Origin of the sequence: Mycobacterium sp. IS-1496 (genome assembly GCF_001499995.1) — a bacterium.
GTDB lineage: Bacteria > Actinomycetota > Actinomycetes > Mycobacteriales > Mycobacteriaceae > Mycobacterium.
Map to the genome: position 1 here is coordinate 212,466 of NZ_LQIU01000012.1, position 14,988 is coordinate 227,453.

15 protein-coding genes are annotated in these 14,988 nt (G+C 70.4%); 9 read left to right on the forward strand and 6 right to left on the reverse strand.

Translation table 11 applies throughout. The annotated features are described in order from the left end of the window. Position 1 precedes the first annotated feature (1 nt). Both AU195_RS08535 and AU195_RS08540 read right to left on the reverse strand, forming a co-directional pair. On the reverse strand, positions 2-955 hold the full coding sequence (locus tag AU195_RS08535) for an alpha/beta fold hydrolase (RefSeq protein ID WP_059158618.1): 954 nt from the start codon (positions 953-955) through the stop codon (positions 2-4). After that, a complete protein-coding gene (locus tag AU195_RS08540; protein ID WP_059158783.1) occupies positions 955-1,467 on the reverse strand; it encodes a phage holin family protein in 513 nt (170 codons plus the stop codon). The genes AU195_RS08535 and AU195_RS08540 overlap by 1 nt, the downstream gene beginning before the upstream one ends. A 129-nt stretch (positions 1,468-1,596) precedes the next feature. On the opposite strand from AU195_RS08540, the gene AU195_RS08545 reads away from it, so the two are divergent. Beyond that, the gene (locus AU195_RS08545) at positions 1,597-2,319 is read left to right on the forward strand and encodes a S1 family peptidase (RefSeq protein WP_059158619.1); all 723 of its coding nucleotides are present in this window, start codon (positions 1,597-1,599) and stop codon (positions 2,317-2,319) included. A gap of 22 nt (positions 2,320-2,341) precedes the next feature. On the opposite strand, the gene acs is transcribed toward AU195_RS08545, so the two are convergent. Continuing rightward, entirely contained in the window at positions 2,342-4,306 is a 1,965-nt protein-coding gene (acs, locus tag AU195_RS08550) for an acetate--CoA ligase (RefSeq protein WP_059158620.1), read from the reverse strand. A 126-nt stretch (positions 4,307-4,432) separates the two neighbouring features. Between acs and AU195_RS08555 the strand changes: the two genes are divergently transcribed. After that, positions 4,433-5,164 (forward strand): hypothetical protein, encoded by a 732-nt coding sequence (locus AU195_RS08555; RefSeq protein WP_059158621.1) that lies wholly within the window; start codon positions 4,433-4,435, stop codon positions 5,162-5,164. A gap of 401 nt (positions 5,165-5,565) precedes the next feature. Here the strand turns inward: AU195_RS08555 and AU195_RS08560 are convergent, their stop codons facing one another. Continuing rightward, on the reverse strand, positions 5,566-6,354 hold the full coding sequence (locus AU195_RS08560) for an HAD-IB family hydrolase (protein ID WP_286149170.1): 789 nt from the start codon (positions 6,352-6,354) through the stop codon (positions 5,566-5,568). Between the two features lie 498 nt (positions 6,355-6,852). On the opposite strand from AU195_RS08560, the gene ssd reads away from it, so the two are divergent. From ssd to AU195_RS08595, 7 genes are all read left to right on the forward strand, one after another. Further along, positions 6,853-7,914, forward strand: coding sequence for a septum site-determining protein Ssd (gene ssd / locus AU195_RS08565; protein WP_059158623.1), 1,062 nt, complete (start codon positions 6,853-6,855; stop codon positions 7,912-7,914). Then, positions 7,911-9,077, forward strand: coding sequence for a TadA family conjugal transfer-associated ATPase (locus AU195_RS08570; protein WP_059158624.1), 1,167 nt, complete (start codon positions 7,911-7,913; stop codon positions 9,075-9,077). Before ssd ends, AU195_RS08570 begins: the two co-directional genes overlap by 4 nt. Next, positions 9,074-9,862, forward strand: a complete 789-nt coding sequence (locus AU195_RS08575; protein ID WP_059158625.1) for a type II secretion system F family protein — start codon at positions 9,074-9,076, stop codon at positions 9,860-9,862. Before AU195_RS08570 ends, AU195_RS08575 begins: the two co-directional genes overlap by 4 nt. Then, the gene (locus AU195_RS08580) at positions 9,859-10,440 is read left to right on the forward strand and encodes a type II secretion system F family protein (RefSeq protein ID WP_059158784.1); all 582 of its coding nucleotides are present in this window, start codon (positions 9,859-9,861) and stop codon (positions 10,438-10,440) included. Before AU195_RS08575 ends, AU195_RS08580 begins: the two co-directional genes overlap by 4 nt. Positions 10,441-10,488: 48 nt before the next feature. Further along, positions 10,489-10,695 carry a DUF4244 domain-containing protein gene (locus tag AU195_RS08585; RefSeq protein ID WP_059158626.1) on the forward strand — a complete coding sequence of 69 codons (207 nt, stop codon included), beginning with the start codon at positions 10,489-10,491 and terminating at the stop codon, positions 10,693-10,695. A gap of 68 nt (positions 10,696-10,763) precedes the next feature. Next, positions 10,764-11,024 carry a TadE family type IV pilus minor pilin gene (locus AU195_RS08590; RefSeq protein WP_286149172.1) on the forward strand — a complete coding sequence of 87 codons (261 nt, stop codon included), beginning with the start codon at positions 10,764-10,766 and terminating at the stop codon, positions 11,022-11,024. Continuing rightward, positions 10,909-11,364 (forward strand): Rv3654c family TadE-like protein, encoded by a 456-nt coding sequence (locus AU195_RS08595; RefSeq protein WP_082703003.1) that lies wholly within the window; start codon positions 10,909-10,911, stop codon positions 11,362-11,364. Before AU195_RS08590 ends, AU195_RS08595 begins: the two co-directional genes overlap by 116 nt. Here AU195_RS08595 and AU195_RS08600 read toward each other — a convergent pair. Both AU195_RS08600 and AU195_RS08605 read right to left on the reverse strand, forming a co-directional pair. Next, complete coding sequence (locus AU195_RS08600) at positions 11,353-12,387, reverse strand: PAS domain-containing protein (protein WP_172800508.1); 1,035 nt, start codon at positions 12,385-12,387, stop codon at positions 11,353-11,355. The genes AU195_RS08595 and AU195_RS08600 overlap by 12 nt on opposite strands. Positions 12,388-12,589: 202 nt before the next feature. Continuing rightward, positions 12,590-14,917: a DEAD/DEAH box helicase gene (locus tag AU195_RS08605; RefSeq protein WP_059158630.1), complete on the reverse strand. Its 2,328-nt coding sequence runs from the start codon at positions 14,915-14,917 to the stop codon at positions 12,590-12,592. Between the last annotated feature and the right edge of the window lie 71 nt (positions 14,918-14,988).

Sequence of the window (14,988 nt, forward strand, 5' to 3'; positions counted from 1 at the left end):
TTCAGCGCCGGTAGACCTGGTCGAGGAACCGGCCGAGTTGTCGGTTGACCTCGTCCGGCGCTTCCTCGTGACCGTAATGGCCTGCGCCGTCGAGTGATACGTAACGCCCGTGTGGTGTGAGGCGCTGGGTGCGGTACACCGGATCGTCGAGGACGTAGGGGTCGGAGTCGCCGCGCAGGTGCAGCATCGGGACCACCAGCGGCCGCTTCATCAACCGCATGAATCGACGGCCCTCGCCGCGCAGTTGGCTGCGCACCGCCCAGCGTTGGTACTCCAGTGCCGAATGTGCGGCCGACGGGATCTGGATGGCCTTGCGCAGGTGTCCGACGGTCTCCGAGAAGTCGTCCGACGCTTGCCATTTGACGCTGGATCGGGCCCGGACGAGGTGCTCAACCTCCGCGCCGTCGTTGCGGGTCAGCGCCCGTTCCGGCCACATCGGCGTCTGGTACCGCAGGAGCGACGGCAGCAGCGCCCGGCCCTGATCGCGCCGCCTCGTCACCGACGCGCGCAGTGCCACGGGATGCGGCGAACTGACCACCGCGATCGCGCGGACGACGCGGGGATGCAGCACCGACGTCGCCCAACACACCAGCCCCCCGTCGGCATGGCCGACGAGCGTCGCGGTCTGGTGGCCCAGGGCGCGCACCAGGCCGGCCGTGTCACCGGCCAACGTCCACCCGTCGTAGCCGCGCGGCGGTTTGTCACTGCCGCCGTATCCGCGAAGGTCGACGGCCACGACGCGCGCACCGCCCAGACCTCGCAGTTGGTGGCGCCACGACCACCAGAACGAGGCGAATCCGTGCAGCAGGATGACAAGCGGCCGCTCGGTCATCGGGACGGTGGCCGCGTCCGGCGACTCGGCCTCCACGACGTGGAAGCGGATGCCGTTGGCGTGGACCTCGAGATGACGCCAGGGACCGTCGATCCGGACGACCGAGGGGTCGGGTGGCGGCATTACCAGCCGGACGGGTCGCCGGTCTTCTGACCGTCCGCGGCCGCGACCGCCTTCGGTGTCTTGTCGTGGCCCGGGGTCAGCGCTTCGCGCGTCTCCTTCACCGACTCGATCGTCTTCTGCGGGCCCCGGATCCGGCGTACCTTCAGATATCCGAGCAGCGCCAGCAGCGCGGTCACCACCACCATGACGCCGAAGACGATGAGGAACGACGCCCACCGCCACAGCCACGTGTCGAGCAGTTCGGCGGCGAAGAAGAAGAAGAAGAACGTCGAGTAGAACAGCACGACCAGCGCGGCGATGAAGAAGACGCTGCCGGTCAGCCCCTTCTTGACGTCACGGGTGATCTCGGCCTTGGCCAGTTCGACCTCGGCCCGCACCAGCGTCGACACCTGCGAGGTGGCGTCTTTGACCAGGTCGCCGATCGAGGGATCCGGCTTGGGCGCATGTGGATCCACCAGCGGGATCGATGTGACGGTGGTGGGCACGCCGTTCTTGCGATCGCCTCGGCTCACGGACACTTCCTCCCGCTGTGATGTCAGTCGCGCTTCATGTTGCCATGTGGGGATCGGCTAAACGATTCCGCCCGACGATAGACTGACTTGATCATGAGGCGGGTCGGGCACGTCGATGGGGGAGACACATTGGGTACCGGACACCGCCGACTGGCGCAGATCGTCGCGGGCTTCGCCGTCTGCACGGCCGTCAGCATCGCCGCTGCGCTCGCCACGGCCCCCATCGCGGCCGCCGCCGGCCCCGTCGTCCTCGGCGGTGGCTCGGGCATCATCGTCAACGGTGAGTCCTTCTGCACGCTGACCGCCATCGGCAACGACAACCGCGGCAACCTGATCGGATTCACCTCGGCGCACTGCGGAGGACCCGGTGCGACGGTGTCGGCCGAGGGGGCGCAGGACGCGGGGATCCTCGGCACCATGGTCGCCGGCAACGAGGCGCTCGACTACGCGGTGATCCAGTTCGACCCGCAGAAGGTCACCCCGACCAACAACGTCAACGGTTTTCAGATCAACGGTCTCGGACCCGATCCCGCGTTCGGTCAGGTCGCCTGCAAGCTGGGCCGCACCACCGGCTACTCGTGCGGCGTGACATGGGGCCCGGGTGAGGATCCGGGCACGATCGTCAACCAGGTGTGCGGTCAGCCCGGCGACTCGGGTGCGCCGGTCACGGTCGACAACCGCCTCGTCGGCATGATCCACGGCGCCTACACCGAAGGTCTGCCCACGTGTGTCGTGAAGTACATCCCGCTGCACACCCCGGCGGTGACGATGTCGTTCAACACCCAGCTGGCCGACATCGCCGCCAAGGGCCGGCCGGGTTCGGGATTCGTCCCGGTCGGCGCGGTGGCCTAGCTTTCCCGCGGCCGACTGCGGACTAGACCTCGGCCTTGCTGGCGCGGATCGCCTCGAACACGCCCGGGTCGACCAGTGTCGAGGTGTCGCCGAGTTCGCGGCCCTCGGCGACGTCGCGCAGCAGACGGCGCATGATCTTGCCGCTGCGGGTCTTCGGGAGTTCGGGCACCACGTGGATCTCCCGCGGGCGGGCGATCGGTGAGATCTCCTTGGACACCTCGGCGCGCAGTTCCTCGACCATGTGCTCGTGCGGCTTGTCCGCGGCCGAGGATTCGAGGATCACGAACGCGCAGATCGCCTGTCCGGTGTGGTCGTCGGTGGCGCCGACAACGGCGGCTTCGGCCACGTGCGAGTGCCCCACGAGCGCCGACTCCACCTCCGCGGTCGAGATCCGGTGTCCGGACACGTTCATCACGTCGTCGATGCGGCCCAACACCCAGATGTTGCCGTCCGCGTCGTACCGCGCGCCGTCACCGGCGAAATACCAACCCTGCTCGGCGAATCGGGACCAGTAGGTGTCCTTGAAGCGCTGGGGGTCGTTCCAGATGCCGCGCAGCATCGCCGGCCAGGGCTGGTCGAGGACCAGATATCCGTTCGCCTGCTCACCGTGGTCGCTGCCGGGCGGGAGCTGATTACCGTCGTCGTCGACGATCTTGGCCGAGATGCCGGGCAGCGGCGTCATCGCCGAACCCGGTTTGGCCGCCGTGACACCCGGGAGCGGAGAGATCATGATCGCACCGGTCTCGGTCTGCCACCAGGTGTCCACGATCGGGGTCTTGTTGTCGCCGAACGCGTTTCGATACCACCGCCACGCCTCCGGGTTGATCGGCTCACCGACCGAACCGAGCAGCCGCAGACTCGACAGATCGTGGGCGTCGGGGATCGCGCGGCCGAGCTTCATGAACGTGCGGATCAGCGTCGGCGCGGTGTAGTAGATGGTGACGCCGTACTTCTCGATGACCTCGAAGTGCCGGTGCTCGGTCGGTGACGTCGGGGTGCCCTCGTAGACCACCTGGGTCACGCCGTTCGACAGTGGCCCGTAGACGATGTAGGTGTGGCCGGTGACCCAGCCGATGTCGGCGGTGCACCAGTAGACGTCGCTGTCGGGTTTCACGTCGAACACGTTGTAGTGCGTGTACGACGACTGCACGAGGAAGCCGCCGGTGGTGTGCATGATGCCCTTGGGCTTGCCCGTGGTGCCCGAGGTGTAGAGCAGGAACAGCGGGTGCTCGGAGTCGAAGGCCTCGGGGGTGTGCTCGGCGGACGCGCCGTCGACGGTCTCGTGCCACCACAGGTCGCGCCCGTCGGTCCACGAGATGTCGATCCCGGTGCGCCGCACCACCAGGACGTGTTCGATCGAGGGCTGACCGTCGACGGCCTCGTCGACCGCTTCCTTCAGAGAGGCGGCCTTGCCGCGACGGTACTGGCCGTCGGTGGTGATGACGAGTTTGGCTTCGGCGTCCTCGATACGTGCCTTGAGCGCGGAGGCCGAGAACCCGGCGAACACCACGGAGTGCATGACACCCAACCGTGCGCAGGCCAGCATCGCCACGATCGCCTCGGGCACCATCGGCATGTAGATGGCCACCCGGTCGCCGGCCGCCAGGCCCAGGTCGGTCAGCGCGTTGGCCGCCTTGCACACCTCGTCCTTGAGTTCGGCGTAGGTCAGGGTGCGCGAGTCGCCGACGGGCTCACCCTCCCAGTGGATCGCCACGCGATTGCCGTTGCCGGCCTCGACGTGCCGGTCGACGCAGTTGTAGGCGACGTTGATCTTGCCGCCGACGAACCACTTCGCGAACGGTGCGTCCGACCAGTCCAGCACCTCGGTGAACGGGGTGTCCCACGACAACCGCTCGGCCTGCTTGCCCCAGAAGGCGAGTCGGTCCTCCTCGGCTTCGCGGTACATCTCCGCTCCGGCGTTCGCCTGCTCGGCGAACTCGGCGGGCGGCGGGTAGCTGGACGGGACTTCGGTGTGCACCTCGGACATGGGTGTGAGCGTAGTCACCCGACGTGAACTACACATCGAGACCTCACATCACCACCTGCGGACGGCCGATTGCGTGCGACGAGCGTCGGGAATCCGCGGCCCAGCGGTCGACTACGGTGGGCAGCCATGACCGATCCGCTGGCCCCCCTCGTCGAGCTACCCGGAGTGGCCGAGGCCAGCGACGAGGCCCGCACCGCGCTGGGGCAGGCACATCGACACAAGACCAACCTGCGCGGCTGGCCGGCCACGGCCGCCGAGGCGGCGCTGCGGGCGGCGCGGGCGTCGTCGGTGCTCGACGGTGGATCACTGCAACTGGCCGAGACCGGTGAGCCCGATCCGGTGCTGGCCGGTGCGCTGCGGGTCTCGCAGGCGCTGGAGGGGGGTGCGACCGCGCTGGTCGACGTGTGGCAGCGCGCCCCGCTGCAGGCACTCGCCCGGCTGCATTCGTTGGCGGCCGCCGACCTCACCGACGACGAACACCTCGGTCGGCCCCGCGCGGACGCCGGCGTCGGCAGGCGTCTGGAGCTGCTTGTCGGGATCCTCACCGGAGGCTCCCGGGCACCGGCCCCCGTGCTCGCCGCCGTCGCACACGGCGAACTGCTGACGTTGGCGCCGTTCGGCACTGCCGACGGCGTCGTGGCCAGGGGAGTGTCGCGCTTGGTGACGATCACCAGCGGGCTGGATCCGCACGGTCTCGGAGTGCCCGAGGTGTACTGGATGCGCCAGTCCGGGGACTATCAGGCCGCCGCACGCGGGTTCGCATCCGGGACACCCGACGGGCTCACCGCGTGGTTGCTGCTGAGTTGCCGGGCGCTGCACGAGGGGGCTCGCGAGGCCCTGCAGATCGCTTCGGGATGACCTCCCAGCAACGCGAAGCGGGCGACGATCCGATCCGAGTTCGGCTCGCCGCCCGCTAGCACGGACTCCGGTTACCAAGCGTGCTGTGGGGGTTGCGTGGGCTGGCCTCGGCGTCAGTGCGATGCGCTTCGATGGACTTCTCCACCCAAAGAGTCGTCGTCATCGTCCGCTTTTCGCAATTACGCAGGCCCGCAACACTTTTGCCTATTCCGCGGCATGTGCTCCGCGTGGGTGCCGGGTTCCGTGCTGGGTTGCCTGGCTTGGGAGGTGTCGCCTTCTCTTCCGGTGACATCTTGGCCTCGTCAGGCTTCCGTGCCTCCTTTGTACTCCGTGACGGCCGCCACATCAAGGCCGACACCGGCCCGATTCCCGATCGTTACGGCCTACGCCTCAGCAACCCGTCAGAGCGCGAAGCGGCGGAGCAGCGAATACGTCAGCGCGCCGGCGGCCAGCGCGCTCATCCCGACCGCCGCGGTGGTGGCGACCGCGGCACCCGACGGGGCGGGGATCCGGTCGCGCAGCGACACCGGCCGGGTGAAGGTCTGCACCGGCCAGCCCCTGGCGGCGGCCTCCTTGCGCAGCGCGCGGTCGGGGTTGACCACCGTCGGATGGCCGACCGCCGACAGCATCGGCAGATCGGTGATCGAATCGGAGTAGGCGTAGCAGTGCTCGAGCGCGTATCCCTCGCGCGCCGCCAGCGCGCGGATGGCCTCGACCTTGCCCTCGCCGTAGCAGTAGAAGGCGATCTCCCCGGTGTAGCGCCCGTCTTCGACGACCATCCGGGTCGCCATCGCATGGGTGGCGCCCAGTGCGCGGGCGATCGGCGCCACGATCTCCTCACCGGACGCCGACACGACGACCACGTCGCGGCCGCAGAGTTTGTGGTCGGCGATCAGGTCGGCCGCCTCGGCGAAGACCAGAGGATCGACGATGTCGTGCAGCGTCTCGCCGACGATGGACTTGATCTGCTCGACGTCCCAGCCGGTGCACATGTTCGTCACGTAGGACCGCATGCGGTCCATCTGGTCGTGGTCGGCGCCCGACATCAGAAAGAAGAACTGCGCGTAGGTCGACTTGAGCACGGCTCGCCGGTTCAGCAGGCCCTGATCGAAGAAAGGTTTGCTGAAAGCCAATGTGCTCGACTTCGCAATGACCGTCTTGTCAAGATCGAAAAACGCGGCGGTGCGCACCGGGTGATCGGGCGACGAGACCGCTCGTCGGTCGCTCGGCGACTCGGCGTCCTGCTCAGATGCGCTCACGTGGCCAGCATAAACACGAAGGCCGTGACATCCGGGGGGCCAGGCGTACAAAATGGCAGATCACGACACGTGTCTGAACGCGCAGTTTTCTCACGAATCACTCATGACAAACGCCTCTGGGACTTGCATTCCGTGGCCGTACCGTGTGTATAGTGGGCGTTACCCGGGTTATGCCGGGTGTGCATCAGCCCGACCCCCCGGGGCTGATACACGACGACCTCCGCCTCCTCCCCCCCCCTGGCGGGGGTCGTCCCTTTTTCGGGGGTTGCATTCGCATTCGGGATAACTCATTTCGAGACCGAAACGTTGCCGAACTGACATCCAGAGCCCCGTCGGCCAGTTGTCCACAGTTGCTGGTTCATCCACAGGTGGTAGCGGAACAGGCGTCGGCCGGCGTTCCGTTGCCGGCCCGCGCGGCACAGTTGGGCCATGACCACCCCAGGTGTGCTCGTGATGCTGAGCGGTCCGGCCCTGCGCGACGACGTCGACCGCATCGCCGCGGCGGCGTCGGTCGCGGTGGTCCACACCGCCCAACCGTCGAGCCGGAAGGGCTGGTGCGCCGCGGCGGCCGTCCTCCTCGACGAGCAGACGGCCCGGCGGTGCGCCGAACAGGCACTCCCCAGGCGCGACCGGGTCATCCTCATCGCGCACGCCCCGCTCGACGAGGACCACTGGCACGCCGCGATCACCGTGGGCGCGCAGCGGGTGCTGACGCTGCCCGAGCAGGAGGGTGAGCTGGTCGTGCTGCTCGCCGACGCCGTCGACGCGGTGCGCGAGGACGCCCAGCAGGGGCCCGTCGCCGCTGTCGTGGCCGGTCGGGGCGGTGCGGGAGCATCCGTACTCGCCGCGGCGCTCGCGCTGTCCGCTCCCGACGCGCTGCTCGTCGACGTCGATCCGTGGAGTGGCGGGCTTGACCTGCTCCTGGGTGCCGAGACGACGGCAGGCCTGCGCTGGCCGGACCTGTCCCTGCGGGGCGGCCGGCTCGCCTACCCGTCACTGCGCGACGCTCTGCCCCGGCACGGCGGCGTGACCCTGCTGGCCAATGGGCGCGGCGCAGCGGAGATCGAGCCGACCGCGCTGGCCTCGGTGGTCGAGGCGGGCAGCCGTGGCGGTGCGACGGTGGTGTGCGACGTGCCTCGTCGCTCGACCTCGGCCGCGGAGGTCGCGCTCGACGCCGCCGACCTGGTGATCGTGATCGTCACGGCCGAGGTCCGCGCCTGTGCGGCGGCAGGCGCGATGGTGCCGTGGCTGTCGGCGATCAACCCGAACGTCGGCCTGGTGGTTCGCGGGCCGGCGCCGGGCGGTTTGCGCGCGTCGGAGGTGGCGCGGTCGGTCGGGCTGCCGCTGCTGGCCGCGATGCGACCACAACCCGGTGTGGCCGAGGCGCTCGAACGCGGCGGCCTGCGCATCTCCGGACGGTCCCCACTGGCGGCCGCCGCGCGCCGGGTGCTGACCGTGCTGCACCGTCATCCCGCGGAGGCGGCGGCGTGACGGCATCGCTGATCGACCGGGTGCGCGAGCGGCTCGCCGCCGAAGCGTCCCCACTGAACCCTGCGGTCGTCGCGGCCGCCATCCGGGCCGAATCGGGCGGCGTGCTCGGTGACACCGAGGTGCTCACCAATCTGCGTGCGTTGCAGACGGAACTGACCGGCGCCGGCCCTCTCGAACCCCTGCTCTGCGCCGACGGCACCACCGATGTCCTGGTCACCGCGCCGGACGCCGTGTGGGTCGACGACGGGCAGGGGCTGCGCCGCACGGCGGTCCGGTTCACCGACGAAGGCGCCGTGCGTCGCCTCGCGCAGCGGCTGGCGCTGGCCGCCGGTCGGCGCCTCGACGAGGCCCAGCCGTGGGTCGACGGTCAACTGCAGGGGCTGGGCACCGGCGAGTTCACCGTGCGCCTGCATGCCGTCCTCCCGCCGGTCGCGGCCGCCGGTACGTGCCTGTCCCTGCGGGTGCTGCGTCCGGCTTCCCAGGATCTCGCCGCCCTCGTCGGCGCGGGGACTATCGCCGACGCGGCGTTCCCGCTGCTCCGTGACGTCATCGACGCCCGGCTGGCGTTTTTGATCAGCGGTGGTACCGGGGCGGGAAAGACGACACTGCTCGCGGCCGCTCTCGGCGCCGTCGCGCCCCACGAGCGGATCGTCTGCGTCGAGGACGCCGCAGAACTGGCACCCCGGCATCCACACGTGGTGAAACTCGTCGCCCGCGGCGCCAACGTCGAGGGGGTCGGTGAGGTGACGGTGCGGGAACTCGTGCGCCAGGCACTGCGGATGCGGCCCGACCGGATCGTCGTCGGCGAGGTCCGCGGCGCGGAGGTGGTCGACCTGCTCGCCGCGCTCAACACCGGTCACGACGGCGGTGCGGGCACCGTGCACGCCAACAATCCCGCCGAGGTCCCGGCCCGGATGGAGGCGCTCGGCGCAGTGGGCGGGCTCAGCAGCCCGGTGTTGCACAGCCAGTTGGCGGCCGCGGTGCAGGTGCTGCTGCACGTTTCTCGCGACGGCACCGGGATCCGCCGGCTCACGGAGATCGCGGTACTGCGGCCGCACGACGACGGCCGCGTCCGGGTGGTCCCGGCATGGCGGACCGGTCGTGGACTCGACGCCGGTGCGGAGGAGCTTCGCGGCCTGGTGTCGTCGAGGAGGACTGCATGAGTGTCGCCGCGGTCGCGCTCGCGGTGGCGCTGCTGCTCAACCCCGTCGACGTGAGCCGGCGGCTGCACCCACCGGTGGCCCGGTCGGTGCGGCGCCGGCGCCTTCGCGCGCTCACTGTGCCGATGGCGCTGTCGGCGGTCGTGTTGTGGTCGGTGGCGTCCGCCGGCGTCGTGCTGGCGGCAGGCGTGGCCGGTGCCACCGCCGCAGTGCGGATGCGCCGCCGGCGCGCCCGGGGGCGGCGGGACCGGGAGTCGGAGTCGTTGCAGGCTGCGCTCGAGGTTCTGGTGGGCGAACTCCGAGTGGGCGCACACCCGGTGGCCGCCTTCGAGGCTGCCGCGGGGGAGACCGACGGGCAGGTGGCGGACTCCCTGCGGGCGGTCGCGGCGCGCGCCCGACTCGGCGCGGACGTGGCGGCGGGCCTTCACGACACCGCCGGAAAGTCCGCGCTCGCGTCCCAGTGGGGTCGCATCGCGGTGTGCTGGGACCTGGCCCAGACCCACGGACTCTCCATCGCCGCGCTGATGCAGACCGCACAGCGCGATATCGCCGAGCGACAACGCTTTTCGTCCCGGGTGAGCGCCGGTATGGCGGGGGCCCGGGCGACCGCGGCGGTGCTGGCGGGTCTGCCCGTGCTCGGGATCGGCCTCGGCCAGCTGATCGGCGCCGATCCGGTGCGTTTCCTGCTCGCCGGTGGGGCAGGCGGTTGGCTGCTGCTCATCGGTGTGACGCTGTCGTGCGTCGGGCTGTTGTGGTCGGACCGCATCACCGCGGGGGTGACGGGGTGAGCGTGGCGGCCACGCTGCTGGCCCTGGCCCTGCTGCTGACCGGCCGGGACGGCGGCGTCCGGATGGCCCGGCTGCGCGCGGCCGGTCGGCCGGCCACCCGGCAGGCCGAGCAGCGCGGCACCGATGATCCACTCGCCGCGGCGTCGACCTTCGACCTACTGGCGGCCTGCCTGTCGTCGGGGATGGCGGTGTCGGCCGCCGCGTCCGCCACGGCGACATCGGCGCCGCCCGGCCTGGCCCGCATCCTCGTTCGGGCGGCCGACATGCTGGCCCTCGGCGCCGACGCGGCGACCGCCTGGTCGGATCCCGGGCCGCCGCTCGACGACCACGCCCGCGCCCTGATGCGGCTGGCCCGCCGGTCCGCGGAGTCCGGTACCGCCCTTGCGCGCGGTGTCGCCGATCTGGCCGCCGAATCACGAGGCGACGCAGCCGATATGGCGCGGGCCGCCGCCGAGCGGGCGGGTGTGCTGATCGCCGCGCCGCTCGGCGTGTGCTACCTGCCGGCCTTCCTGTGCCTGGGCATTGTGCCCGTGGTGGTCGGCCTGGCCGGTGACGTCCTGCAGTCGGGGCTGTGGTGAGGACCGGGATTCGCGGACCCTCCGCGGACGGGAGCAAGGGAGGGCACGATGTCGTTGAGGGCGATGCTCGAGGAGTTCCAGGCGCGGTTGACCGTGCTGGCGGTCGACGACGCCGGCATGTCCACCGTCGAATACGCCATCGGGACGGTCGCCGCGGCGGCGTTCGGTGCGATTCTCTACACGGTGGTGACCGGCGACTCGATCGTGAGCGCACTGACCAACATCATCAGCCGCGCACTGAAAACCGATGTCTGAGTGGCGAATCCGGTGGCGCCACGGTCGAGGCGGCGTTCGCCGTCGCCGCGCTGGTGGTCGTGCTGGGCATGTGCGTCGCCGGCCTGTCCGCCGTCGGTGCACAGGTGCGCTGCGTCGACGCCGCGCGTGAGGCGGCACGGCTCGCGGCCCGCGGTGACGAGCGGTCGGCCACCGAGGTGGCGGGCAGGATCGCCCCGGACGGGGCGGCGGTCGATCTCCGGCGGGACGGACACGTGGTCGTCGCGCGCGTCAGCAGCCGACCTCCGATCCTGTTGGGAGTCACCATCGCCGCGCAGGCGGTCGCGGCGACCGAACCCGGCGTCCGATGAGCGCGGCGCGGCGAGCCTCATCGCGGTCGCCGCCGTGGCGGCTCTGGTGGTCGTCACCGGTGGTCTGGCCCAGGTCGGGTCGGCGGTCATCGCACGCCACCGGGCGCAGGCCGCCGCGGACCTCGCCGCGTTGGCAGCGGCCGGTCAGATCGCCTCGGGAGCCGGGTCAGCCTGCGCACAGGCGACATTCGTCGCCAGGTCGATGAACACGACGGCCGCCGACTGCACCGTCGACGGTCTGCAGGTGGTCGTCCACGTCGAGGCCGCGACGGGCCTGGGGGCGTGGCGCCTCGGTCCTGCGCGCGCGGCGGCGCGGGCGGGCCCGGCGTTACTCCGGTGACGACGGCGGCGCGGTGGCGGCCGGCAACCGTGCCTCGCGCAGTTCCTCGTCGGTCGGCAGCCGCACCGAGGCGAGGCCCGCGATGGTCCCCGGTTCGAGTTCGATCCGGTTGATCGTGACGTGCACCGGCGCCCACCCCCCATCGGCGGTCCGCAACCGCAGAACCGCCGTCGTGGCCCGGTCGGCGAGTTCGGTGATCATGCGTGCCAGGTGGACGTCGTCATCCGGGTGCACCTCGTTGGCCCGCCAGTCATAGAACGGGGCCGGCGGGTCGAGCCACTTCAAGAGCTTCCAGTTGTCCAGATCCACCAGGGCCCGGTGCAGCCCGGCCTGGGCCAACCCGTCGAGGATCCGCTGGGCCAGGTGGTCCGGCGCCGGCTGCTCGGGACCCTCTCGCTCCGCGCGCCAGTTCATCGCCCGGCAGACCAGTCTCTCCGCGCCGCCGTCCTCTGCCTCGAGCAGGGCACGGGCGCTGAATCCGACCGCGATGGGCGTCCCCTGATGATCGGTGACATCCCAGGTGCTGCAGAAGGTCTGGCCGGGCTCGGGCCGGATCGCCATCGACAGAACCTTGGTTTCGCTCGGGTTGAGGTCGCGCATCGGCAGGTCCTCGGCCAACGCCCGGCCGTGGGTGTCCTCCACGCCGGGGTCGCGACCGCTGTTGGCCAGCGACTGCGTGGTGGCGGTCGCGATACCGGTCGCCAGATCCCACTTCAGCGGACCGGGTAGCGGACGCTCGGGCGGGTCCAGCTTCGGTGGGCCGATCCAGACGTGGACGCCGTGAATGCGGCCGTCGGACATCTGCACCACCTCAGTGCGAATCACACGGTCGTTTTTCGGGGTGATGCTGGACAGCCCCTGACCTGCGTGAACGGTCTCGGCGATGGCGGTTTGCACCGCCATCAGATGGGGACTGCGCCGCAGGAACGCACTGATCGGAACCATCTTCTCGGTTCGCCGACCCTGTGCGACGACGACGGGCTCACTCCCCAGTGTCTCCACCAGCAGCCAGTCGTGGCTCATGCCCGCGATTTTAACGTGGCACGAACAGCCACCGAATCCGTCGCGCAGCCGCCGCGATCACGGTGCGTCCGCCCTGGAAACGACGCCGATTCTGTGGCGAACAATGCCCTAACGAGGTATTTTGCTTCCAGCCCGCTTCCGGGTGCACGAAACGAATCGCGTGTGAGGAGTCGACCGTCGAGGGGTCGGTCGGTTCCCCCTGTCAACGCCGACGATCGCCCAGCGCGCGCAGCACCAACCGCAGCACCCTCACCGCACCCGCCTTGTCGAGCGGATCATTGCCGTTCCCGCATTTGGGTGACTGCACACAGGACGGGCAGCCCCCCGGACACTCACACGCCTCGATGGCGTCCGCGGTGGCCGTCCACCAGGTGCGGATCTGACGAAACCCGCGCGCGGCGAACCCGGCCCCGCCCGGATGACCGTCGTAGACGAAGATCGTCGGCAGCCCTTCCTCCGGGCCCACCGCGGTCGACACCCCGCCGATGTCGCCGCGGTCGCAACTGGCCACCAGCGGTAGCAGCCCGATCGCGGCGTGCTCGGCGGCGTGCAGCGAGCCGGGGAACCGCAACGGGTCGATCCCGTTGTCCAGCAGTGCATCCGGGGTGATCGTGCACATTGCCGCCATGGTGTCCAGCGTCCGGGTCGGCATGTCCAGTTCGACGAAATCGATGACCTCACCGTTGAGTCGGCGGCGCAGGTAGCCGACCACGGTGTTGGACACCGACACCGGAACCAGGCCGACGGTCACCGCACCGTGGGGCTCCCGCTCGCCGGCGCCGGTCACCGCGATGTCGGTCACCTCCCTGGCGAAGGTGGTGTAGCCGGGGTCCTCGGCGTGCACGAACGCCACACCGTCCTCGAACGACAGGGAGTCCACGACGTAGCTCTCGCCCTGGTGCAGGTACACCGCCCCCGGATGCACCGACGCCGCCGCCTGGCCGGCGTTCGCACTGCCGAGCATGCGCCCGGTGTCGGCCTCGAGGATGGCGATCTGCCCGCCGGTGGATCCGCGGATGTCCACGGCGGGATGGGGATCGAGGCCGGGTACGGGGAAGTACCCGTGCGCCCGGCGGCGCAGCAGACCGTCGTCGACCAGCGATTCCGCCACCGTTTCGGCGTCCCACATCCGCACCTCGGAATCGGTGAGCGGCAGTTCGGTGGCGGCACAGAGCAGTTGCGGGGCAAGCACATAGGGGTTGGCCGGATCGATCACCACCCGTTCGATGGGCCGGTCCAGCAGGGCCTCCGGATGATGCACCAGGTAGGTGTCGAGGGGGTCGTCGCGGGCCACCAGCACGATCAGCGCGCCCTGGCCGCGCCGGCCCGAACGCCCCGCCTGCTGCCAGAACGACGTGACCGTGCCCGGGAATCCGGCCAGCACCACCGCATCCAGTCCCGCGATGTCGACGCCGAGTTCGAGGGCGTTGGTGGTGGCCAAGCCCCGCAGTCGGCCGTCGGCCAGGGCGCGTTCCAGTTCACGGCGGTCCTCGGCCAGATAGCCGGCGCGGTAGGAGGCCACCTGCTCGATCAGTTCGGGTGCGACCTCCTCGAGGCGGGCCCGCGCGCCGAGCGCGGTGAGTTCGGCCCCGCGGCGGGACCGCACGAATGTCAGCGTCCGCGCCCCTTCGGCCATCAGATCGGCCATCACCCGGGCGGCCTCCGCACCCGCGGATCGTCGTACCGGAGCGCCGTTCTCGCCGACCAGATCGGTGAGCAGCGCCGGCTCCCACAGCGCCACCGTCCGCGCGCCCTGCGGTGACCCGTCGTCGGTGACCTCCTCGACCGTCTGACCGATCAACTCGGCGGCGGTCGCGGCGGGTGCGGCGGTCGTCGCGCTGGCGAAGATCACCGTCGGCCCTCCCGAATCGGCCGAGTACCGCGCGCACAGCCGCAGCAGGCGGCGCAGCACCAGCGCCACGTTCGATCCGAATATGCCACGGTAGTAATGGCATTCGTCGACCACGATGAACTTGAGGTGGCGCAGGAAGACCGCCCAGCGGGCGTGGTTGCGCAGCAGCGACAGATGGATCATGTCCGGATTGGAGAAGATCCAGCGCGACCGCTCCCTGGCGAATCGCCGGACGTCGACGGGGCTGTCGCCGTCATAGGACGACGGAGCCACGTCGTGCAGTGCGGGGACGGCGTCGGTGAGGGCCTGAGCGGTGCGCAGCTGATCGTGACCGAGCGCCTTCGTCGGCGACAGATACAGTGCGCGCGTACGAGGCTCGGACGCCATCGCGGACAGGATCGGCAGCTGGTAGGCCAGCGACTTGCCCGACGCCGTGCCGGTGGACAGCACCACGTGCCTGCCGTCATGGGCGAGGTCGGCCGCCGCGCGCTGATGCGACCACGGCGTGCGCACGCCCCGATCAACAAACGCCCGCACGACATCTGGATGCGCCCACTGCGGCCACGATTGCGGCTGCCCCGAACGCGGCGGGAGGTCGGCGACGTGACGCAGCGGATGCTCGTCGGCCACCACTCCCGCCACCGCACAAGACAGCAGCTCCCGGCCGAAATCTGACACTGCCCGCCTTCCCGAAACACGCCCGTAACAGTGCGCCGCGCCGTCGGCGTCGGTGCACAGGTGAATTGTTC

Excerpts from the sequence above, each read along its gene's own strand:
- AU195_RS08590 (WP_286149172.1), top strand. The coding sequence starts at position 10,764 with ATGTGCGTCGCCGGCCTGTCCGCCGTCGGTGCACAGGTGCGCTGCGTC.
- AU195_RS08555 (WP_059158621.1), top strand. The coding sequence starts at position 4,433 with ATGACCGATCCGCTGGCCCCCCTCGTCGAGCTACCCGGAGTGGCCGAG.
- AU195_RS08585 (WP_059158626.1), top strand. The coding sequence starts at position 10,489 with ATGTCGTTGAGGGCGATGCTCGAGGAGTTCCAGGCGCGGTTGACCGTG.
- ssd (WP_059158623.1), top strand. The coding sequence starts at position 6,853 with ATGACCACCCCAGGTGTGCTCGTGATGCTGAGCGGTCCGGCCCTGCGC.
- AU195_RS08600 (WP_172800508.1), bottom strand. The coding sequence starts at position 12,387 with ATGAGCCACGACTGGCTGCTGGTGGAGACACTGGGGAGTGAGCCCGTC.
- AU195_RS08535 (WP_059158618.1), bottom strand. The coding sequence starts at position 955 with ATGCCGCCACCCGACCCCTCGGTCGTCCGGATCGACGGTCCCTGGCGT.
- acs (WP_059158620.1), bottom strand. The coding sequence starts at position 4,306 with ATGTCCGAGGTGCACACCGAAGTCCCGTCCAGCTACCCGCCGCCCGCC.
- AU195_RS08575 (WP_059158625.1), top strand. The coding sequence starts at position 9,074 with ATGAGTGTCGCCGCGGTCGCGCTCGCGGTGGCGCTGCTGCTCAACCCC.